At 63.7% G+C, this 20,013-nt stretch carries 20 protein-coding genes; 8 read left to right on the forward strand and 12 right to left on the reverse strand.

Annotated elements, in window-relative coordinates:
- Positions 1–2: 2 nt before the first annotated feature.
- From C9427_RS08505 to C9427_RS08520, 4 genes are all read right to left on the reverse strand, one after another.
- Positions 3–989 (reverse strand): ABC transporter permease, encoded by a 987-nt coding sequence (locus C9427_RS08505; RefSeq protein ID WP_107648676.1) that lies wholly within the window; start codon positions 987–989, stop codon positions 3–5.
- Positions 977–2,020, reverse strand: a complete 1,044-nt coding sequence (locus C9427_RS08510) for an ABC transporter permease (RefSeq protein ID WP_167434284.1) — start codon at positions 2,018–2,020, stop codon at positions 977–979. Before C9427_RS08510 ends, C9427_RS08505 begins: the two co-directional genes overlap by 13 nt.
- The gene (locus C9427_RS08515; protein ID WP_107648677.1) at positions 2,017–3,588 is read right to left on the reverse strand and encodes an ABC transporter ATP-binding protein; all 1,572 of its coding nucleotides are present in this window, start codon (positions 3,586–3,588) and stop codon (positions 2,017–2,019) included. Before C9427_RS08515 ends, C9427_RS08510 begins: the two co-directional genes overlap by 4 nt.
- Before the next feature lie 87 nt (positions 3,589–3,675).
- Positions 3,676–4,680: a BMP family lipoprotein gene (locus C9427_RS08520; RefSeq protein ID WP_097573244.1), complete on the reverse strand. Its 1,005-nt coding sequence runs from the start codon at positions 4,678–4,680 to the stop codon at positions 3,676–3,678.
- A 252-nt stretch (positions 4,681–4,932) separates the two neighbouring features.
- On the opposite strand from C9427_RS08520, the gene C9427_RS08525 reads away from it, so the two are divergent.
- Positions 4,933–5,517 (forward strand): amino acid synthesis family protein, encoded by a 585-nt coding sequence (locus C9427_RS08525; protein WP_107648678.1) that lies wholly within the window; start codon positions 4,933–4,935, stop codon positions 5,515–5,517.
- Positions 5,514–6,098: an amino acid synthesis family protein gene (locus C9427_RS08530; protein WP_107648679.1), complete on the forward strand. Its 585-nt coding sequence runs from the start codon at positions 5,514–5,516 to the stop codon at positions 6,096–6,098. Before C9427_RS08525 ends, C9427_RS08530 begins: the two co-directional genes overlap by 4 nt.
- Positions 6,099–6,121: 23 nt before the next feature.
- On the opposite strand, the gene C9427_RS08535 is transcribed toward C9427_RS08530, so the two are convergent.
- The 3 genes from C9427_RS08535 to C9427_RS08545 are packed head-to-tail and all read right to left on the reverse strand — an operon-like array spanning position 6,122 to position 8,602.
- On the reverse strand, positions 6,122–7,309 hold the full coding sequence (locus tag C9427_RS08535; RefSeq protein ID WP_107648680.1) for an amidohydrolase family protein: 1,188 nt from the start codon (positions 7,307–7,309) through the stop codon (positions 6,122–6,124).
- Positions 7,310–7,351: 42 nt separating this feature from the next.
- Positions 7,352–7,909, reverse strand: coding sequence for a MarR family winged helix-turn-helix transcriptional regulator (locus C9427_RS08540; RefSeq protein WP_107648681.1), 558 nt, complete (start codon positions 7,907–7,909; stop codon positions 7,352–7,354).
- A 48-nt stretch (positions 7,910–7,957) separates the two neighbouring features.
- Entirely contained in the window at positions 7,958–8,602 is a 645-nt protein-coding gene (locus tag C9427_RS08545; RefSeq protein ID WP_107648756.1) for a cysteine hydrolase family protein, read from the reverse strand.
- Positions 8,603–8,838: 236 nt separating this feature from the next.
- Between C9427_RS08545 and C9427_RS08550 the strand changes: the two genes are divergently transcribed.
- On the forward strand, positions 8,839–9,693 hold the full coding sequence (locus C9427_RS08550; protein ID WP_107648682.1) for an NAD-dependent epimerase/dehydratase family protein: 855 nt from the start codon (positions 8,839–8,841) through the stop codon (positions 9,691–9,693).
- Complete coding sequence (locus tag C9427_RS08555; RefSeq protein ID WP_107648683.1) at positions 9,690–10,496, forward strand: SDR family NAD(P)-dependent oxidoreductase; 807 nt, start codon at positions 9,690–9,692, stop codon at positions 10,494–10,496. Before C9427_RS08550 ends, C9427_RS08555 begins: the two co-directional genes overlap by 4 nt.
- Before the next feature lie 10 nt (positions 10,497–10,506).
- Here the strand turns inward: C9427_RS08555 and C9427_RS08560 are convergent, their stop codons facing one another.
- The 5 genes from C9427_RS08560 to C9427_RS08580 all read right to left on the reverse strand — a co-directional run bounded on the left by C9427_RS08560 (position 10,507) and on the right by C9427_RS08580 (position 15,776).
- On the reverse strand, positions 10,507–11,577 hold the full coding sequence (locus tag C9427_RS08560) for a Gfo/Idh/MocA family protein (RefSeq protein ID WP_107648684.1): 1,071 nt from the start codon (positions 11,575–11,577) through the stop codon (positions 10,507–10,509).
- 1 nt (position 11,578) lies between these two features.
- Complete coding sequence (locus tag C9427_RS08565; protein ID WP_107648685.1) at positions 11,579–12,472, reverse strand: carbohydrate ABC transporter permease; 894 nt, start codon at positions 12,470–12,472, stop codon at positions 11,579–11,581.
- Positions 12,472–13,401: a carbohydrate ABC transporter permease gene (locus C9427_RS08570; RefSeq protein ID WP_107648686.1), complete on the reverse strand. Its 930-nt coding sequence runs from the start codon at positions 13,399–13,401 to the stop codon at positions 12,472–12,474. Before C9427_RS08570 ends, C9427_RS08565 begins: the two co-directional genes overlap by 1 nt.
- Positions 13,398–14,336 (reverse strand): sugar phosphate isomerase/epimerase family protein, encoded by a 939-nt coding sequence (locus C9427_RS08575; RefSeq protein ID WP_107648687.1) that lies wholly within the window; start codon positions 14,334–14,336, stop codon positions 13,398–13,400. The genes C9427_RS08570 and C9427_RS08575 overlap by 4 nt, the downstream gene beginning before the upstream one ends.
- A gap of 96 nt (positions 14,337–14,432) precedes the next feature.
- Positions 14,433–15,776, reverse strand: a complete 1,344-nt coding sequence (locus C9427_RS08580) for an extracellular solute-binding protein (RefSeq protein ID WP_107648688.1) — start codon at positions 15,774–15,776, stop codon at positions 14,433–14,435.
- A gap of 382 nt (positions 15,777–16,158) precedes the next feature.
- Between C9427_RS08580 and C9427_RS08585 the strand changes: the two genes are divergently transcribed.
- The 4 genes from C9427_RS08585 to C9427_RS08600 all read left to right on the forward strand — a co-directional run bounded on the left by C9427_RS08585 (position 16,159) and on the right by C9427_RS08600 (position 19,925).
- A complete protein-coding gene (locus C9427_RS08585; RefSeq protein ID WP_107648689.1) occupies positions 16,159–17,187 on the forward strand; it encodes a proline racemase family protein in 1,029 nt (342 codons plus the stop codon).
- A 93-nt stretch (positions 17,188–17,280) separates the two neighbouring features.
- Positions 17,281–17,865 carry a DUF1349 domain-containing protein gene (locus tag C9427_RS08590; RefSeq protein WP_107648690.1) on the forward strand — a complete coding sequence of 195 codons (585 nt, stop codon included), beginning with the start codon at positions 17,281–17,283 and terminating at the stop codon, positions 17,863–17,865.
- Entirely contained in the window at positions 17,858–18,904 is a 1,047-nt protein-coding gene (locus C9427_RS08595) for a Gfo/Idh/MocA family protein (RefSeq protein WP_107648691.1), read from the forward strand. The genes C9427_RS08590 and C9427_RS08595 overlap by 8 nt, the downstream gene beginning before the upstream one ends.
- 109 nt (positions 18,905–19,013) lie before the next feature.
- Positions 19,014–19,925, forward strand: a complete 912-nt coding sequence (locus tag C9427_RS08600; protein ID WP_107648692.1) for a dihydrodipicolinate synthase family protein — start codon at positions 19,014–19,016, stop codon at positions 19,923–19,925.
- The last annotated feature ends 88 nt before the right edge of the window (positions 19,926–20,013 follow it).

Below are 20,013 nucleotides of genomic sequence, written 5' to 3' on the forward strand. Positions count from 1 at the left end.
CTTCATGAGGGATGTTTGCCGTCAGGTCCGATGTTCTTGTCCGTCGACAACAATCTCTGCATCGAGGCCAACGTCTCGGTGATGACCTTCGGCCGCGCCCGATAGGAGAGCGCGAACAGCGCCGTGAGCGCGACGACATAGGGCACGGTGAGAACCAGATAGGAGGGATAGCCGAATGTCTGCAGGCGCAGCGAGAAGGCATCGGCGAAGCCGAACAGCAGGCAGCCGGCCAGCACCTTCAGCGGATCGCCATTGGAGAAGATCAGGATGGCGACCGCCATGAAACCACGGCCAGAAGACATGTTTTCGGTGAACATGGTGATATAGCCGAGCGACAGATGCGCGCCGGCGAGGCCCGCCAGCAATCCGCACAGCAGCGATGCGATATAGCGGACACGCGTGATCGAGATGCCGAGCGCTTCGGCGGCCTCGGGCTTTTCGCCGACGACGCGGATATAGAGACCGAGCCGGGTGCGATTGTAGAACAACACCAGCAGCGGCACCGCGATGAAGGCGACATAGACGATCGGCGTGAAGCCGGAGATCAACGGCGCCCATGAGCCGAGAACGGCACGGGCGCCGGGCAACTGGACTTTCGGCAGGCCGACGATGCCGTGGCCGACGATGGAGCCGCGCGTGCCGAAGATCGCCTTCATCAGCGAGATCGTCATGCCGCCGGCAAGGATGTTGAGCGCCAGCCCGACGACCACTTCATTGGCCCGGAAACTCACCACCAGGACGGCGAAGACCAGTGCAAAGACGAGGGCGGCCGCGACGCCGCAGGCAACGCCTGCGAATGCCGAACCCGTCCAGATCGAGCCGATGACGGCGAAGAAGGCGCCCACCAGCATCTGGCCTTCGAGGCCGATGTTGAAAATGCCGGCCTTGGTGGTGAACGAGCCCCCGAGCGCGACCAGAAGAATGGGCGCGGTGGTCCGCAGCGTCGCCGCGATCAGCGCGACATTGACGAGCTTGTCTAGAATTTCCATCGCCGCTCCCCGGCCTGGCTGTCGCCGCGGCGCCTGACTAGGACCTGCGCTGACACGCTGAGGATGATCAGCGCCTGGATCACGGTGATGATCTCGCGCGACGCGCTGGTATCGACTTCGAGCAGCAGCGATCCGCTGCGCAGGGCGCCGAAAAACAGCGCGGTGAAGATGGTGGCGACCGGCGAGCCGTTGGCGAGAAGTGCTGCGATCAGCCCGTCGAAGCCGAAGCCGGGAGCGAAGCCCTCCATGAACCGGTGATGGACGCCGAGCGTCTCGATGCCGCCGGCCAGGCCGCCGACGGCGCCCGAAAGCAACAGGACGACAAAGCCCTGTCGTTTCACGTTGACGCCGCCATATTCGGCGAATTTCGGCGCCGAGCCGACCATCGTCACGCCGTAGCCCCAACTGGTGTAGCGAAAGACCAGCGCCGCACCGAGCGCCAGCACCAGACCGATGACCAGGCCCCAGTTCAACCGCGAGAAGCTGAAGAGTTCCGGCAGATAGGCCGTGGCCAGGATCGGCGGCGTCTCCGACCAGCCGCCTGGCCGCTTGAACAGGAAGATCGTGAAATAGGAGGTGAGCAGCACCGCGACGTAATTCGAAAGGATGGTCGAGACGACCTCGTTGGTGTTGTAGCGGGCGCGGAAATAGGCGGGAATGGCGACCCAGGCAGCACCTGCCGCGACCGCCAATGCCAAGGCCGCCAGCATGTGAATGCCGGGAGGCAAGGCAAACGCGAAGCCGACCCAGGCGGCGGCGAAGCCGCCAAGAAAAAGCTGGCCCTCGATGCCGACATTGAACATGCCACCGCGCAGCCCGATGCAGGCGGCTATGCCGCAGATCAGTATCGGCGTCGTCTGCAGCAAGGTGCCGGCGATCTTTTCCTGGTCGCCGAAGGCGCCGCGCAGCAGCGTCGTCAAAACACGCACCGGGCTTTCGCCGACGAGGAGAATGATGATCGCACCCAGGATCAGCGCCACGGCGATGGCGATGATCTGGCCGGAAACCTCGCGCAAGCGATCCCTGATCATGCCGGCTCCGCAGCGCGTTCCGGCGCGGCCACGCCGGCCATCATCATGCCGATACGATCTTCGTCCGCACCGTCGCCGGCGACCTCGCCCATGATGCGCCCGTTGAACATCACCAGGATGCGGTCGGCAAGGGCGGCAAGTTCGTCGAGCTGCACGGATATCAAGAGGATGGCGCGGCCGGCGGCGCGCTGGCGCATGATCTCGTCATGGATGGCCTCCTGCGCACCGATGTCGACGCCGCGCGTCGGCTGATCGATCAGCAGGAAATCGGCGCCGTTGGTGAATTCGCGCGCCAGAACGACCTTCTGGATATTGCCGCCCGAGAGCCGCTTCACGGCATCGCCCGGTCCTTGCGCGCGAATGTCGAAATCCTTGATCAGCCTGGAGGCATTCTGGCTGATGGCGGTCCAGTTGAGCACGCCGCTGCTACTCCATGGCGCGCGGTGCTGCCGGCCCATCAGCATGTTTGCGGCAATCGATGCGTTGCGGTCGACACCGCGCACCATCCGGTCGCCCGGAACGTGGGCGAGACCGGCTTCGCGTATTTCCCTGGGGGAGAGCGTGGCAAGATCCCGGCCCTTCAGTCGGGCTGAGCCGTGGCTTGCAGGTCTGAGGCCCGAAAGCACCTCAGCCAGCTCCGTCTGCCCGTTTCCGGCAACGCCGGCGATCCCCACCACCTCGCCGGAGCGGACCGCGAAGCTGACATCGCGCAGCGCCGGCAGCCGGCGGTCGTCGCGCGCCCACAATTCCTTGACATCAAGCACGACATCGCCTCGCGAGGGCGTGCGCGGCCGGCGGTCGAAGCTGACCTCGCGGCCGACCATCATGCGTACCAACTCGTCCTTGTTGAGCTCGGCCGTCGGGCGCGTCGCCACCTTCTTGCCATTGCGCAGCACCGTCACCGTGTCGGAGACCTCCATCACCTCTTCCAGATGGTGCGAAATGAAGATCACCGTCATGCCTTCCGCCACGAAGCTGCGCAGCGTCTGGAACAGTTCGCGGCTCTCCTGTGGCGTCAGCACCGCTGTAGGCTCGTCGAGGATGATGGTGCGCGCGCCGCGCACCAGCACCTTCAGGATTTCGATGCGCTGCTCGATGCCGACCGAGAGCAGCCCGACGCGCTCGGTCGGATCGACCTGCAGCCCGAACCGCTTGGACAATTCGCGCGTGCGCGCAATCTGCGCGGCGTGGTCGATCATGCCATGGCGACGGATCTCCATGCCGAGAAAGACGTTGTCGGCGACCGAGAGCGAGGGGACCAGCTTGAAATGCTGATGCACCATGCCGAGCCCCGCCTTGATGGCTACGGCCGGGTCGGTGACCACCGTTTCCTCGCCGTTCAGACGGATCGAGCCTTCATCGGGCTGCAGCAGCCCGAACAGGATGTTCATCAGCGTCGTCTTGCCGGCGCCGTTCTCGCCGATGATGGCGTGGATTTCGCCCCGGCGCACGGCAAGGTCGATGCCGTCATTGGCAACGAACGCGCCGAAACGCTTGGTGATGCCCGTCAATGCGACGGCCATCTCGGCTTTCATGTGAAGGGTCGGCGACCCGGCGTTCGACACCATGGTTCTCACGGATTGGACGCTGGTCCGTCGCGGCAAGCCGCGGCGAACCAGCGTAGCGCTTTCTTGGGAGGATGCGCTGTTGTTGTCCTATTTCGCCTTGGCGATCTCGATCTTGCCGTCGAGGATGCCCTTCTTGATCTCGTCCAGCTTGGTCGTGACGTCGGCCGGGATCGTCGGGGCGATGTCGTCGCAGACCTTGACTTCGACGCCGCCCGAAGCGAGGTCGAAAGTGCGGGTGCCGGCTGTGACCTTGCGGCCCTCGACCTCGTCCTTGATCAGCGTGTAGACGGCGATATCGCCGCGCTTCAGCATGCTTGCGAGCACGTTTCCGGGTGCAGAGCCGCACATGTCGATGTCGACGCCGATCGAATATTTGTCGGCCGCCGCACTCGCCTGCATGACGCCTTCGCCCGTCGGACCGGCAACGTTGTAGACGATGTCGGCGCCCTGGCCGTAAAGCGCCTGGGCAAGCTCGCTGCCCTTGGCCGGGTCGTCGAAGGTGCCGGCGAAAACGGAGTTCACCTTCACGTCGGGCGCCGCATATTTGGCGCCTTGTTCGTAGCCGCCGAGGAAGTTGCGGATCACCGGGATGTCGCGGCCGCCGACAAAGCCGATCGCCTTGCCGTCACCGATCTTGGGAAATTCGCTGCCCTTGGCCTCGATCATGCCGGCCAGCGCACCGGCGACGAAGGATCCTTGCTCCTCCGCGAAATTGGCATAGATCATGTTGGGATTGTCGAGCACGCCATCGATGAACACGAAGCGCTGGTCGGGATATTCCTTGGCGACCTTCTGCAGAGAATCCACCAGTTCCCAGCCCATCACGAAGATGAGGTCGTACTGCTTGGCCTTGGCCAGATTCTCGAACTGCTCTTCGTAATCGAGCGCGCGATTGCCGGTGTCGACCAGTTTGAGGTCGATGCCGAAATCGGTCTTGGCCTTGTTGAGGCCATTGACGATGGAAACACCGAAGCCCTGTGCGAAATATCCGGAAATGGCGGCGATGGACACCTTGTCCTGCGCCGCGGCGGATCCGAACGAGATGGCAAGCATCGTGCCGGCCATGAATAAACTCTTGAGCGCCCTTTTCATGTCATTCCCCTTCAGCTTTTTCAGCTTTTCAAGCCACGCCTTGACCATCCGCGCATAGTGCCGAGACAGCGGCTATTTTCGTTGATGGTCATATGAGTTTATGAGCGGCCCCGCAGGCTGTCAATCGCCCTGCGAGGCAGTTTCGTTGTGCCTTTTTTCGCTTACCTGATGTCGAAGCTTGACAAATGGCTGTCGGGGATAATTGTTGATACTCTAACGAGTTAGCAAACGACGGGAAGAGAGAGCGGACAAATGCCGGCTGTGGTCGTCAGGAAATTTCTGGTTCAGGTCGAGGAGATATTCCATGAGGGCGGCCCCGTCGCGGCGCACCCGCTCAAGCGCGGCGCGGTCGTCGCCGTTATCGCCAATCCTTTTGCCGGGCGTTATGTCGAAGAGATCACCGGCTTCATGGACGATCTGAAGCCGCTCGGCCTCGATATGGCTCGACGCTTGATCGATGCCATCGGCGAAGGCGCCTCGGCCGTCGAAGGCTACGGCAAGGGCGCAATTGTCGGTGCCGCCGGCGAGCTCGAACACGGCGCGCTCTGGCACAATCCGGGCGGCTACGCGATGCGCGAACTGCTTGGAGACGCCAAGGCGATCGTGCCCTCGACCAAGAAGGTCGGCGGCCCCGGCACGCGGATCGACATTCCGATCACGCACATCAATGCCTCCTATGTGCGTAGCCATTTCGATGCGATCGAGGTCGGCATCACCGATGCACCGCGAAGCGACGAGATGGCGGTCATCCTGGCGATGACTACCGGTGCGCGCATTCATGCGCGGGTGGGCGGCCTTGCCGCGGCCGATATCAAGGGCGAGGACGGATTGCGATGAGCGCGGAAATTCGCCGGATCATCACCATCGTCGAGGAAACCTTGAGCGAGGGCGGCCGTCCCGTCGATCCGCCGACCCGCCGTGCGGCGGCCATTGCCGTGATCCGCAACCCCTATGCGGGCACCTATGTCGAAGACCTGTCGGCGTTGAGCGACATCGGTGAGGAACTGGGCGAGATTTTGCCCAAGCGCGCGGTCGCCGCGCTTGGCATTCCGGGCAACCGGATCGAGAGTTTCGGCAAGGCAGCCGCGGTCGGCGCGGACGGCGAGCTGGAACATGCCGCCGCCATCCTTCACCCCAAGCTTGGCGCGCCGTTCCGCGATGTGCTCGGCAAGGGCGCCGCGCTCATTCCTTCGTCGAAGAAACGGGGCGGCCTCGGCGTGCCGCTCGACATCCCGCTTGGCCACAAGGACGCGGCGCGGGTGCGCAGCCATTTCGACGGCATGGAGGTTCGCGTGCCCGACGCGCCGCGTGCCGACGAGATCGTCGTCGCCATCGCCGTGACCGATTCCGGCAGGCCGCACCCACGCGTCGGTGGGCTGACCAAGGACAAGATCGTCGGCAAGGACGGCGTCAGCTGAATCTCAGCGCACCCTGACCGTCGTCAAACGGTGACGACTTCCGGCACCCGCATTGCCGGCGGGGTGTTGCGGCTTCGGCCGGTTCGCGCCACGCCGTCGATGACGACCATTCCGATACCCGGAAGGTTGCCCTGCGCCACGCTGTCGAGCAGCCCGTCGCCGGCGCCGCCGATCGCCTGGTCCATGAAGACCAGGTCGGCGGCGCGGCCGACCTCGATCATGCCGCGATCGTGCAGCCCGCGCACGCGCGCCGTGTTGCCGCTGGCAAAGCAGAACGCGACTTCCGGCGCGACGCCACCCAGCGAGGCCAGCATGGTCAGCGTCCGCAATATGCCGAGCGGCTGCACGCCGGATCCGGCCGGGCTGTCGGTGCCAAGCACGATGCGCGAAAGTTCGCCGCGCTCCCTGGCGAGGTCGAGCACGAACAGGCCGGTGCGCAGATTGCCATTGTGGACGATCTCCAGCGCCCGCGAGCCTTTTTCGCAGATCTGCCGGATTTCCGCTTCGGGGAGCGCCGTCGGCCCGCCATTGACGTGGGCGACAATGTCGGCATCGACCTCGAGCACGGTATCCGCGCCGATGCGGCCGGAGCCGGGCAGGGACGGCCCACCGGTGTGGGTCATCGAGGTCATGCCGTATTTTCGCGCCCAGGCGATCATCTGCCGGCCGGTCGGCCCGTCCTTGACGCCACCGAGGCCGACTTCGCCGATCAGCGTCACGCCAGCTTCGGCCAAATAGCGGAAATCCTCCTCGGTCAGGCCGGGCTCCAGGATCGGCGCGCCGGCCAGGACCTTCATGCCGTTCGGGCGGAAATTGGAGAAGGTCCGCTGCGCCGCGATGGCCAATGCCTTCAGGCCGACCAGGTCCCGCGGGCGGCCGGGCGTATGGACCTCTCCGGCCGAGACGATGGTGGTGACGCCGCCATGCACGGTCGAATCCATCCAGCCGATCTGGTTCTGTCTTGGCGTCCAGTCGCCGGCCACCGGATGGACGTGATTGTCGATAAGCCCGGGCGCGACGGCCGAGCCGCCGGCGTCGATCACGGTGTCGGCGGCGCCGACGTCAAGCGCGCCGGCCTTGCCGATGGCGGTGATCTTGCCATCGACCGCGACGATCGTGTCGGCGTCTAGGATCGGCTGGGCGAGATCGCCGGAAAGCATCAGGCCGATGTTGCGCATGACAAGCGTGTTGGGTTTCGGGTCGGGCGACATCGGCACCTCGTCTGTTATTCCTGGAAGTCGTTGGGACGCGAGTTATTTCCCGCCGTCGCCATTCGACGGATCGTCGTCATTGATGCGGTTGAGCAGGCGAAGCAGCGTCGCCTGCTCGGCTGGCGTAAGCGGCGACAGAAACCGTCGCCCGACTTCGACGCTGCGTTCGAGTCGGTCGAGCGTGTACCTGGTTCCCTTCTCGGTCAGCGCGATCATCGACAGGCGCTGGTCGGTATCGGATGCACTGCGGCTGATCAGCCCGTTCTTGAGAAGCTTGCGCACGACGATGCTGATGGTCGACGGGTCCATCGCGGTCAGCCGTCCCAAATGGTTCTGCGAGACCTCGCCATGCCTGAGGATGGTCGCAAGCGCCGCGAACTGCGTCGGCGAAAGGTCTTCGCCGGCCATCACCTGCTGGAAGCGCAGCGTCGCGCGCTGATGCGCCCGGCGGATCACGTGCGCCGGATGGCGGTCCAGCTCATAGCCCGTCGTGGCGTATCGCTGCAGCACCTGCTCGCGGCTCAGCGGCTTGGCGCCGTCCCCTGATCCCTTGGCCGCCGCTGTGCTGCTTTCAGGTTGCGATTCGATTTCAGTCTTCACATCGCACTCCTGTCGCGCTGTCTCGGGTGCCGCGGTCTTGAAAGACGTTCAAGCCGCGACTTCAGTCGGTTGAAGCGACGCCCCGTCGCGAAGGGCGGCGACGACGCTTGCCGAATCGCTGACCACGCCGAAGTGCGTCGCTATGTCGTAGAGCGAACTTTCCTGCTCGCGCGGCCCGGTCGCCGCGCAGCAATCGCTGGGCACCACCACTTCATAGCCCTGGAAGAAGGCGTCATGGACGGTCGAGCGCACGCAGATGTTGGTGACCACGCCGAAGATGACCAGTTGATCGACCTGCATGTCTTTGAGCGTAAGGTCGAGATCCGTTTGAAAAAACGCCGAGTAGCGCCGCTTGATCAGGTGGATTTCATCGTCGCGGGCGCCAAGATCCTCGATGATTTCCGGGCCCCAGGTGCCTTCCAGACAATGTGGCGTGCGCTTCACCCATTCGCGCTCGCGACGCATGCCCGCCCGATGGGTGTCGTGCACCCAGATAATTGGCACACCACCGGCGCGCGCGGCCTCGATGACCGCCAATTGCGGCGCGACCAGCGTCTCATATCCCGGCAATACCATAGCGCCGCCGGGCTTGCAGAATTCATTGACCATGTCGATGACGATAATCGCCGCGCGTTGCGGATCAAGGCGCATCGCGTCATCGTGCCGATGTGAGGAAAAGACGTCCACGGGCATGGCGAGCTCCTTTGGTCGATCGTTGATACTCATACAAAAAACCGTTGGGGACGCCAAGTCAATCCCGTTCAAAGCAAAGCCGGTTGCCGAATGTGCGCAAGCAGCGCCGACAAGGGCTTGCGCCGATTTTCACCGCGAAAATGGCATTGACAAGCGAATACGATCATGTGTTCGATTTGTATGACCATCAATGATATTCAAAATTCGCCGGACTTGCCGGGCTGAGGGGCTGAGCCATGAGGACAATCGTTACCGGATCCAGCGGCCTGCTCGGCCGCCATGTGGCGACGGCGCTCATCGTTGCCGGTCATGATGTATTGGGCATCGATGCCGTTGCGCCCGATAAATTGGCATGGCGTCACGCAAGCGCTGACCTGACGGATCTGGGATCGGCACTGCAATTGGTGCGCGATTGCGACGCCGTGATCCATATCGCGGCCATCCCGCGCCCGACCGGACGGGCCGGCGGCGAGGTGTTCAAGACCAATATCGCGACCGCCTACAATGTCGTCGAGGCGGCCGCCATGGCTGGCGCCAGGCGGTTCGTCTACGCCTCGTCCTTCAGCGTTTTCGGTTATCCTTTTTTCGAGAAGACCGTGCGCCCGCCCTATCTGCCGGTGGATATGAACCATCCTGTCGGCGCGCAGGATCCGTACGCGCTGTCGAAGTGGCTCGGCGAAGAGATTGTCGACGCTGCGGTGCGCCGCGGCGCTTTTTCGGCCGTCAGCATCCGCATGCCCTGGATCCAGACGCCGGAAACCTTCTTCGCCGGCGTCGGCCCGCGCCGCGCCACCGCCGACAGCGCCCGCGATCTCTGGGCCTATCTCGACGCGCGCGATGCGGGGCAGGGCTTCCTGCAGGCGTTGGAATGGGGAGGCGAGGGCCATCTCCGCGTCTTGCTCAGCGCCGCCGACACGTTCATGGAAGAGGAGACCGAGCCGCTGCTGCGCCGGGTCTACCCGGATGTCCCGCTATCGCGGCCGATCGCCGGCCATGGCGCCGTGCTCGACACGGCCCATGCGCGCAAAACGATCGGCTTCCAGCCTAGCCATTCGTGGCGCTCCTATCCCCAGCCGGAGTCTGGAAAATGAAGCGATTCGACGAAAAATGCGTGCTCGTCACCGGTGGCGCAGGCGCGATCGGCAGCGCGGCGGTAAGGCGTTTCCTCGATGAGGGTGCAAAGGTCGCGATTGTCGACCGCAACGGCGCGGCAGCGCAGACGCTGGCCCAGGCTCTCGGCGAGCACGCAGTCGCCATCGAGGCCGACATCACTGATGAGGCAGATGTGCGTCGCGCCGTTGCAACGACCGTCGAGACCTTCGGCGGGCTCGATGCCGTCTTCAACAATGCCGGCATTTCCGGCGTTGTCGCTCCTGTTCACGAACTGCCCGTCGAGGACTGGGACACCATCATCCGCATCAATCTGCGCGGCATGTTCCTCGTCTTGCAGGCCTCGCTTCGGGCGATGATCGCGGCCGGCAATGGCGGCTCGATCGTCAATATGGGCTCGTCCATGGCCGGTTGGGACGTGCTCGCCGGCGGCGCCGGCTATGTCGCTTCAAAGCATGGCGTGGTCGGGTTGACGCGGGTCGCAGCACTCGATGCAGCGCCCTACGGCATACGGGTCAACGCCATCTGCCCCGGCGTGATCGAGACGACGCTCGGCGTACCGGCGAGCGGCGACGGCGATTTCAAGAGCAGTGTCCAGCATTTCGCCGACCGCATCCCGCTGCGCCGCATCGGCCAGCCGGACGATGTCGCGGCCGCCGTGGCCTTCCTGGCCTCCGACGAGGCCAGGCATGTCACTGGCGTGGATTGGCTGATCGACGGCGGCCAGACCTTGCAGAGCTGGGCCAACGCGCCGGCCGGCGGCGCGTTTCCGAAATTCAGATAGGGGCCTCGTCTCAAAGCCGCTTTGGCGGCATTGCCTGGATGATCTGGACGGCAAGGTCGAGGTCGGCGAGACCGCCCGAAAGCGGCGTGCGCGGTTTTGCTCCGGCAAGAATGCAATCGGCGAAATGCTGCCATTCGCGCCGGAATGCGGTGTCGGGGATACCCGGTATCACGCGTTCCGACCCCGTCTCGCCGGCCGCTTCGCGCACCCGCACGCTGGCCGAGGCGTTGCGGAAATAGGGGTTCTGGAAATCGATTCGCACCTCCTCGCGCTCGCCATGCACATGGATCCATTCGTCCCACCATTCATATTGGGCGAGCGCCATGTCGAAGAGACAGGGAATGCCGTCATAGTCGAGCACGGCCAGAAGCTGATTCGGGCCGGTCTGCTGCGCATGCACGACGCGGCTCGGCGTGCCGAAGGCGCCGCGCATGACGGCGAGGTCGTGGCTGCTCAACCCGAGCAACAGCAGGTAGAGGTCGCGATAGCCGGCATGATCGGGCCCCAGCGCCGCCTCGACGCGTCGTGTGACGGCATCTCGTCCGGCCGCAAGCAGATCGGCCGGCACGTCGGCAATGCGGGTCTGCGTGTAGAGCTTGCCGTATCGGTCGAAGCGGCCGGCGAAGTCATGGACATGGATCGACTTCGGCCTGCCGATGGCGGCGATGCGCTCGAGGCCGATCTCATAGCCGGGATCATAGAATTTCATATAGCCGACAAGGGCGATGAGGCCGCTGCGTTCGGCCTGCTCGACCAGCGGGCGTGCCTCCTCAGGCGTGAAGGCAAGCGGTTTCTCGACGATCAAATGCTTGCCGGCGCTTATGGTGTCAGCGACCATCTCGCCATGGTCGTAGGTGCAGATCACCACGGCGTCGACATCAGGATCGGCGAGCAGGGCGCGATGGTCGCCATACCGCGCCGCAATCCCGTAGTGCTCGCCGAGCTTGTCGACCGTGCCGGGTGAGATGTCGCACAGCGCGGCGATGCGAAACGCCGGCAATTCCTGGAGATAGGGCAAGTGCATCAACTGGGCGATCTCGCCGCAACCGATAACGCCAACGCCGATAACGCGATCCTGCATGTCAACCCTTAACGGCGCCGGCCGTCAGGCCGGCGATGAACTGCCGTTGCATGGCGATGAAGACGACGATCACCGGCAGTGTCGTGATCGTCAGCGCGGCGAAGTAGAGCGTCCAGAGCGAGTCGTACTGCTGGAAGAAGCTGACCAGCCCGAGCGGGATGGTCTGCACGGACGGGTCGCGCAGCAGGAGGAAGGCGAGGAAGAAATCGTTCCAGATTTCGATGAAGCCGAAGATCAGGATCAGGGCCACGCCCGGCCGGATCAGTGGCAGCATGATGTGGATCAGGATCGCCAGCCGGCTGGCGCCATCGACACGCGCGGCGTCTTCCAGATCGGCGGGCAGCGTGACGAAGAAGCTGCGCAGGATGAAGACCGACAGCGGCAATGACGTCGCGGCGTAGACGAAGGCGATGCCGAGTCGGTTGTTGATCAGGCCAAGATCGCGCGCCACCATGAACAGCGGAATGGCCATGACTTGCGGCGGCACCAGCATCGCCGCCACCGCCACCGCCAGCACAAGGCCGCGTCCGGGAAAGCGAAGACGGGCCAGCGCATAGGCGCAGGGCGTCGCCACCGCCACCAGGATGATCAAGGCAGAGCCGGTGACGAAGACGCTGCTGACGATGCGCGATCCCATGCCGGCAATGCGCCAGGCATCGACATAGTTCTGGAACACCAGGCTCGATGGCGGCCCCCAGATGTTGCTCAGCATTTCCTGCTTTGTCTTGAGCGAGCCGAACAGCACCCAGAGCAGCGGATAGATCGTCTCAAGGAGCACAAGCACGAGCGCGGCATAGATGCCGACGAGTTCGAGAACGCCGCGCGCGCCGAGGCGGTGGCGATGGCTGGCCATGCCGTTGCCAAGCGGGAGAGAAGGGTTGGCCGAGCCGCTCATCAGACGTCCAGCTTCTGGCGCCGCATCAGGGCGAGCAGGCCGACGCTGGCCAGCCCGACGATCAGGAAGAGCACGTAACCGATGGCCGCGGCATAACTCATGGCGCCGTCCTGGAAGGCCTTGCTCATCATGTAGGTGAGCACGACCTCGGTGGCGTGGTTCGGTCCGCCCTTGGTCAGGACATAGACGATGTCGAAGTTGCGCACGAAGGCGCCGGAAAGGCCGAGAATGGTGTTGATGAAGACGATCGGCATCATCATCGGCAGAGTGACATGCCAGAAGCGCTGGACCGGTCCGGCGCCGTCCATCTTTGCCGATTCGTAGAGTTCGGACGGGATCGTCTGCAGCCCCGCAAGATAGATCACGGCGTGGAAGCCCAGCCACTTCCAGACATCGACGACGATGATCGAATAGAGCGCGATATTGGCATCGCCTAGCCAGGACTGTTTCAGTGCGCCGAGGCCGAACAGATCGAGCGCGCCATTGAGCAGCCCGAAGACCGGATTGTAGATCCAGGACCAGAGCAGTCCGACGGCCACGAACGACATCGTCACCGGGATGAAAGCGGCGGCGCGAAAGAAGGTGCGGCCGACGAGCGCCCGGTCGAGAAGCAGCGCCAGCCCGAGACCCAGCACGTTCTTGAGCACGACGACGGCGACGACGAAAATCAGATTGTTGCGCAGCGCGCCGAGGAAAATGCGGTCATGCGCGAGGCGTTGATAGTTCGAGAAGCCTGCCCAGGTCGGGTCGGAAAACCCGTCCCAATTGTGCAGGCTGAGCCAGAAACCGTTGACGAAGGGCCAGAGGTAGAACAGGCAAAAGAGGATCGCGGCGGGCAGGATCATGACGAAGGCGACCGCGCCGTCGCCCGAAACGAAGCGCCCGAAACGGCTCGCGGAAGGAGCCGTCTCTTGCGGTCGCGTGCTCATGCGCCCTTCGCGGTTTTCGGCGTCAGCACCAGCCCGAGCGTGTCGCTGATATAGGCGATGCTTTCCAGCGTGCTCTGCTCGGCCGTCTTCTTCGAAGCGTCCAGCTCGATGATGGCGAGGCCGTCATAGTTCGCGTCGAGCAGCACGTCGACAATGCCGGCAAGGTCGACGACGCCGGCGCCGAGTTCGCAAAAGGCGCCGTAGCGGTCATAGCCTTTCAGCGCCGGATCGACCTTGGTGTCCTTGAAGTGCATGTAGCGCACGGCCGAAATATAGGTTCTGACCGCATCGACCGGATCGGAGTTGGTATGGGCAAGATGCGCCGGATCGATGCAGAGGCCGGCGAGGTCCGTGTCGAGTTCATCCATCATCCGGTCGAGCTGGTCACGGCGTTCGATGAAGGTGTCGAGATGCGGGTGATAGACCGTCTCGATGCCGAGGTCCTTGGTCCGCTTGCCGATATCCTCGAGCGCGCGGCAAAAAGCGCGGTAGTCGTCGGCCGTGTGAGGGCCGGCAATGGCTTCCGATGGGCCGCCGCCCAGAACCAGCACCGGCGAGCCGAAGCCCTTCAGCATCCGGGTCAGCGCGACAAGCACATCGCGCTCATAGGGCCAGGCGACAGGGTTGGTGAAGATCGCGTTCACATAGAAGGAGGACAGCTTGATGCCATACTCGCTCTGGCCTTCCGAGAGCAGCGCGTAGCGCCGCAGAATGTCGGTGTCGGTGGTGACCCCCATCGGCGCCTGGTTGCCGAGCTGCATGTATTTGCGGGCGTACTGGTCCGAGAGGCTGGTGAAGGCGAGGATCTCGAACCAGCCGAAACCCTGATCGGCCAGGAATTTGATTGCTGGCCTGAGCGGAAGGCCGGTCAGGTCCCAACTGTTCAGGTGATAACCGATCGAGAAGCGCTGCCGCTCGGCGCGATTTTTCGTCATGTTCCCTTGTCTCCGGTAGGGGAGGCAGCCCGAGACGGGCGGCCCCTTTTGTTTGATGGCTGGGTTTCATGCCTGCCAGGTCAGCCGAATGCGAGGTCACTTGGGCGGCCAGTTGCCCTGCGCCTTGAGGTCGTCGAAGGTGGTCTGGATCGAGGCCGCGGCATCCTCTGGCGTCGTCGTGCCGCCGACGATGCCGGCGATTGCCGAGGCCGTGGCTGTCGCGACTTCCGATGGCCAGATCCAGTCGAGGAACTTAATCGTGCTCGGGAAGGCCTCCTTGCGCAGCTCGACGGCATAGGCGTCGTCAACCTGCGGCACACCCTTGATCGAAGCCGCGATCGGCTGCTCCGGCGCAAGATAGAGCGTCGCCACCTCCGGCCGGGTCAGATATTCGATGAACTTGACGGCTGCATCGAGCTTCTCGGGCGGGATCGACGAGGCCACGCAGATACCGTTGTCGGCGCCGCCGCCATGGCCTGGCGCGCCCGCTGTTCCCTCCATTTTCGGGAAGGCAAAGACGCCCCATTTGAAGTCCTTGACGCTCGTCTGGAGTGACGGGATTTCCCAGGTGCCGCCATAATACATGGCGCTCTTGCCGGCCGCGAAGGCCGCCCGCATGCCGTCCTGGTCGACGGAAAGCGAATCCTTGGAAAGGATGCCGTCATCGACCCATTGCTTGATCAGCTTGAACCCTTCGACATCAGGTGCATCGGTGAACTTCGCCGTGCCTTCCAGGTTCTTCTGGGTCTTGCCGACCGGGTCGCCCGAGGCCTGCGAAAAGGTCTCGAAATACCACATCGGCCACATCACGGTGTTCGAGCCCTGATGCAGCAGCGGGATCACGCCCTCGGTCTTGAACTTCGGCACCGCCGCCTTCAGGTCGGCATAGGTCGGCGGCACCTTGATGCCGAGCTTCTGGAAGAGATCGACATTGTAGAAGATCGTCGATGTCGACAGGGTGGAGATGGGAACGCCGTAGACCTGGCCGCTGATCGTGAAGGCGCCAAGAGCCGCGGCATCGATCCTGTCCTGGAACGGCTTGATCTTGTCGGTGATCGGCATCACCAGCTTGCGCCTGACATAGGCGCCATTGGTGTAGAAGGCCGGGCAGGCGATCAGGTCCATCTCCTGGCTGGCGAGCTTGGCGGTCATCACGCGCTGGATGGAATCGGTCTGCGGCCCCTGCGCGTCCCACTCGACCGCCGAGATGTCGGGATTGGCTTTGAGGAAACCGTCGATAACCTGCTGCTGGATCTTCTTCTGCTCGTCCGGCGCCTGACGCGGAGCGAGCTGGTCGAGGGCCGAACCGCCGAAAACCTTGAGCGTGATCCCGTCGGCATGGACGGTGCCGGGCATCGCGATCAGGCTCAGGCTGAGCAGTGCGGTAGCAAGGATGGCGGGGCGTTTTGAACGATGGGTCACTCTCTGCTGAAGGGGCATCTGGCTCTCCTTTACGCCAATGCCGAGGGGCAACCTCGGGACCAAGATCGTTGATGGTCATATGATCTTGGTCGCCTGTTTAGAATTTTGTCAATCGGGTAGATGTGCCTCTTGTTTGATCAGCCCCGGGTCGGAGTTGGGCAGATACGCGCGCAGATTGCCGCGCCGGGCGGCTCGCCCTGTCCGGTTGAGTGTTGCGACCTCGGCCGCTGCGGCGGAGCTGGCGAGGCGCTTAACGCCCGGCTGGCCGAGAACGCCTTGGATGCAGGTTGACAAAAACCCAGCGCGCCATTAATCCGTATATTGGATGCAATTTCTTGAGAACCTGTGCGAAGGGGCCGTATCCGCCGGCAGTTGCGTCATAATTCTGAGGATGCCGTCAATGAACCTGGATCGCGTCATTACCGTCGTCGGAGCCCATGCCGAGGGCGAGGTGGGTCGGGTCATCACCGGCGGCGTTCTGCCGCCGCGTGGCGCGACGATGTTCGAGCGCATGGAGGCGCTGGAACGCGACAGCGCCTGGCTGCGCAACATGCTGCTGTTCGACCCGCGCGGCAGCGTCAACGCGGCCGTCAACCTCATCACGCCGCCGATACGCGCCGATGCCGATATCGGCATGATCGTCATGGAGTCCGACTATTTTGTGCCGATGTCGGGCTCGAACCTGATCTGCACGGTCACGGTCGCCCTCGAGGCTGGCATGATCCCGATGCGCGGCGCCAAGACCATCGTCAGGGTCGATACGCCGGCCGGTCTCGTCGAGGTCGAGGCGGATTGCAGCGGCGGCAAGTGCCGCCGCATCACATTCCGCAACATCCCGTCCTTCGTCATGCATCGCGACCGGATGGTCGAGGTGCCCGGGATCGGGTCGCTGCGGGTCGACGTCGCCTATGGCGGCATGATCTACTGCATCGTCGATGCGCAGGACGTCGGCGTGACGCTGGCCCGCGACGAGGCGCGCGACCTGATCGGGCTAGGCGAGGCCATCAAGGCCGCCGCCGCCGAACAGCTTCCCTCGATCCATCCGGAGAACCCGTCGATCAACACCATCAACCAGACGGAATTCGCCGGCCCGTTGCGGATCGTCGATGGCGTGAAGACCTCGAAAAACGCCGTGGTCGTTTCTCCCGGCCGGCTCGACCGCTGCCCATGCGGCACGGGAACCTCCGCGCGGATGGCCTTGCTGCATGCGCGCGGCGACCTCGCCGTGGGCGAGAAGTTCCGGCATACCTCGATACTCGACACCGTCTTCGATTGCCGCATCGTTGAGACGGCCATGGCTGGCAGTGTTCCCGCGGTGGTGACCGAGGTATCCGGGCGCGCCTGGCTGACCGGAGTGAGCCACTACGGAGTGGATCCCGAGGATCCGTTCCCCGAGGGCTACCGACTGTCGGACACCTGGTTCAGGTAGCCGACGTGTACAGGTAACCGCCGGTACATTTTGCCGGCTAATCAGACCACGCAAGACGATCACGCAACACGAACCGGACAGGCAAGCAAGCCGATGACGACACTAGGGAATACCGACCTGACCTGGCTCAACCCGCCGCCGCACCACGCGTTTGGCGACAACACGCTGCATGTCCGCACCGGCAAGGAGACTGATTTCTGGCGCGAGACATTCTACGATTTCTGGCGCGACAATGGTCATTTCCTGTGTCGCCAGGTCGAAGGCGACTTTAGCGCCGAGGTCACGGTCAGGGGCGACTATAAGGTGCTTTACGACCAGGCCGGATTGATGGTCCGGCTGAGCGAGACGCACTGGGTCAAGGCCGGTATCGAATTCACCGACGGACTGATGTATTTTTCCGTCGTGGTCACCAACGACGCGTCCGACTGGTCGCTGGTCAGCATTCCGGCAAGTCCGGACGGCATCAGGATCCGCCTGACCCGCCACGCTGAAGCGATCCGCGTTCAATATCTGGATGCGTCCGACGGCCACTGGAAGCCGGTGCGGCTTGCCTACTTCCCGCCCTCGAAAACGGTCGACGTCGGCATGATGTGCTGTTCGCCGCAACGCGAGGGTTTCGAGGTCACATTCAGCGATTTCTCGGTCGGCGCGGCGATTTCGAGGGAACTCCATGACTGAGGCGCCCCAAGGCAAGGTCCGCTGGGCAATCGTGGGGGCAAGCCAGATCGCCCGCTCATGGGTCGCCAGGGCGATCCAGTCCGTGCCGGATGCGGAACTGGTGGCGGTCGTCAGCAGGAGTGCCGACCGTGGCCGCGCCTTCGCCGACGATCTCGGGATATCGGTATCCGCGACAAGCCTCGAATCGCTCCTTGCCGAAACCGCGATCGACGCGGTCTACGTCTCGACCAACAATGACCGGCATCGCGACGACACGCTCGAAGCCGCGGCGGCGGGCCTGCATGTGCTTTGCGAAAAGCCGCTCGGGCTGACCCTGTATGATGCTGTCGAGATGGCCAGGACCTGCGATCGCGCCGGCGTCGTCCTGGCGACGAACCATCATATGCGTGGCGCGGCCACGCACAGGGCGATCCGCGACCTGGTGCTTACAGGCCAGATCGGCCGGCCGCTCGCGGCACGCGTCATGTATTGCGAGTACCTTCCCAAGGAATTGCAGACGTGGCGTACGAAAGACAAGACGCAAGGTGGGGTCATTTATGACCTGACCGTGCACAATGTCGACGTTTTGCGCTTCGTGCTTGCGGACGAACCGGTCGAGGTCATGTCGATGAAGGCAAGCAGCCTGATCGGCGAGAATGGCGTGGAAGACCAGGTGCAATCCATTGTCAACTTCGCTTCCGGGTTGATTGCCTACATGCATGAGGGCCAGGTCTTCGCCCATCACGAGACGGCGCTCGAGATCCATGGCACCGAAGGGTCGATCTATGGCCGGGGCATCCTGGATGAGGCGCCGTCCGGTCGTGTCTATATTCGCCGCGGCACCGAGATGACGGAAATTCCGGTCGAGCCCGCCAACCTCTACGCCACCACGATCGCCCGGTTCAATGCCGCCGTGCTTCATGGCGATCGTCCGGCGGCGACGGGATGGGACGGCGTCGCCTCGCTTGCCACGGCGCTGGCCGTCAGGCGCTCGGCGCAGGAGGGGGTGCGTGTGTCCGTGCCGCGCTTCGAGAAAAATCCGCCCATCCCAGTGGCGTGACATGCCCGTTTTGGCGCTGCCGCAACGCGGATTTCACGGTAGACTTTTGAATGGAATATTGTAGATTGGATACATTATTGCGAAAGCGAGTCCAAGGAGAGACCAGACGATGACGCATTGGCAGGGGGTATTCCCGGCGGTTACGACCAAGCTCGAGCAGGACGGTTCGATCAATCTCGAAGCGACACAGGCAAGCATCAACCGTCTGATCGACAACGGCGTCTCGGGCATCATCGTCCTGCCGATGCTGGGCGAGAATGCCTCGTTGCTGCCGGGGGAGAAGGAAGCCGTCATCCGTGCCGCCAGGGAGGTCGTCGCCGGGCGCGTTCCGCTTCTCTCCGGCCTTGCCGAGATATCGACCGCCGGCGCGGTCGCTGGCGCGCGCGCCTTCCAGGATTATGGCGCCGAAGGCCTGATGGTGTTCCCGAGTCTCGGCTACAAGACCGACCCGCGCGAGACGGCCGAATGGTACAAGGCGATCGCCGGCGCCAGCGATCTGCCGATCATGATCTACAACAACCCGATCGCCTATGGCGTCGACGTCACGCCCGCCGTCCTCAAGATGCTGGCCGATTGTCAGACCATCGTCGCGGTCAAGGAGGAGACCGGTGACGTGCGCCGCGTCACCGACATGTTCATCGCGCTGGGCAATCGCTTCGATATCTTCTGCGGCGTCGACGACCAGATCGTCGAAAGCATGTCGCTCGGCGCGACCGGCTGGGTCTCGGGCATGACCAATGCTTGGCCGAAGGAATGCGTCGAGATTTTCAACCTGTGCGCGGCCGGCAATTTCGCCAGGGCGCGCGAACTCTACCGTATCATGACGCCGTCCTTCCACCTCGATACGCATGTGAAGCTGGTCCAGTACATCAAGATGGCCGAGCACCTTGTCTACGGCGCGCCTGAATGGACACGGGCGCCGCGATTGCCGCTGGCCGGCGAGGAGCGCGAGCGCGTCATCGCCACCATCAAGGCGACGATCGAAGAGCTCAAGCAGACGCAATCGCGCCGCGCTGCCTGATCCGCGGGGATGTTCGGACCACCACCGGAAATTCCGCGTCGCCGGCCGCGCCTTCGAGGAGGCGCGACCGGCGGATGTACTAGGAACG

Source organism: Mesorhizobium helmanticense (assembly GCF_003034915.1).
Lineage (GTDB): Bacteria > Pseudomonadota > Alphaproteobacteria > Rhizobiales > Rhizobiaceae > Mesorhizobium > Mesorhizobium helmanticense.

Coding starts and splice junctions, on each gene's coding strand:
- C9427_RS08545 (WP_107648756.1), bottom strand. CDS start 8,602: ATGCCCGTGGACGTCTTTTCCTCACATCGGCACGATGACGCGATGCGC.
- C9427_RS08515 (WP_107648677.1), bottom strand. CDS start 3,588: ATGGTGTCGAACGCCGGGTCGCCGACCCTTCACATGAAAGCCGAGATG.
- C9427_RS08505 (WP_107648676.1), bottom strand. CDS start 989: ATGGAAATTCTAGACAAGCTCGTCAATGTCGCGCTGATCGCGGCGACG.
- C9427_RS08570 (WP_107648686.1), bottom strand. CDS start 13,401: ATGAGCACGCGACCGCAAGAGACGGCTCCTTCCGCGAGCCGTTTCGGG.
- C9427_RS08525 (WP_107648678.1), top strand. CDS start 4,933: ATGCCGGCTGTGGTCGTCAGGAAATTTCTGGTTCAGGTCGAGGAGATA.
- C9427_RS08520 (WP_097573244.1), bottom strand. CDS start 4,680: ATGAAAAGGGCGCTCAAGAGTTTATTCATGGCCGGCACGATGCTTGCC.
- C9427_RS08560 (WP_107648684.1), bottom strand. CDS start 11,577: ATGCAGGATCGCGTTATCGGCGTTGGCGTTATCGGTTGCGGCGAGATC.
- C9427_RS08600 (WP_107648692.1), top strand. CDS start 19,014: ATGACGCATTGGCAGGGGGTATTCCCGGCGGTTACGACCAAGCTCGAG.
- C9427_RS08530 (WP_107648679.1), top strand. CDS start 5,514: ATGAGCGCGGAAATTCGCCGGATCATCACCATCGTCGAGGAAACCTTG.
- C9427_RS08555 (WP_107648683.1), top strand. CDS start 9,690: ATGAAGCGATTCGACGAAAAATGCGTGCTCGTCACCGGTGGCGCAGGC.
- C9427_RS08595 (WP_107648691.1), top strand. CDS start 17,858: ATGACTGAGGCGCCCCAAGGCAAGGTCCGCTGGGCAATCGTGGGGGCA.
- C9427_RS08565 (WP_107648685.1), bottom strand. CDS start 12,472: ATGAGCGGCTCGGCCAACCCTTCTCTCCCGCTTGGCAACGGCATGGCC.
- C9427_RS08585 (WP_107648689.1), top strand. CDS start 16,159: ATGAACCTGGATCGCGTCATTACCGTCGTCGGAGCCCATGCCGAGGGC.
- C9427_RS08535 (WP_107648680.1), bottom strand. CDS start 7,309: ATGTCGCCCGACCCGAAACCCAACACGCTTGTCATGCGCAACATCGGC.
- C9427_RS08510 (WP_167434284.1), bottom strand. CDS start 2,020: ATGATCAGGGATCGCTTGCGCGAGGTTTCCGGCCAGATCATCGCCATC.
- C9427_RS08590 (WP_107648690.1), top strand. CDS start 17,281: ATGACGACACTAGGGAATACCGACCTGACCTGGCTCAACCCGCCGCCG.
- C9427_RS08550 (WP_107648682.1), top strand. CDS start 8,839: ATGAGGACAATCGTTACCGGATCCAGCGGCCTGCTCGGCCGCCATGTG.
- C9427_RS08575 (WP_107648687.1), bottom strand. CDS start 14,336: ATGACGAAAAATCGCGCCGAGCGGCAGCGCTTCTCGATCGGTTATCAC.
- C9427_RS08580 (WP_107648688.1), bottom strand. CDS start 15,776: ATGCCCCTTCAGCAGAGAGTGACCCATCGTTCAAAACGCCCCGCCATC.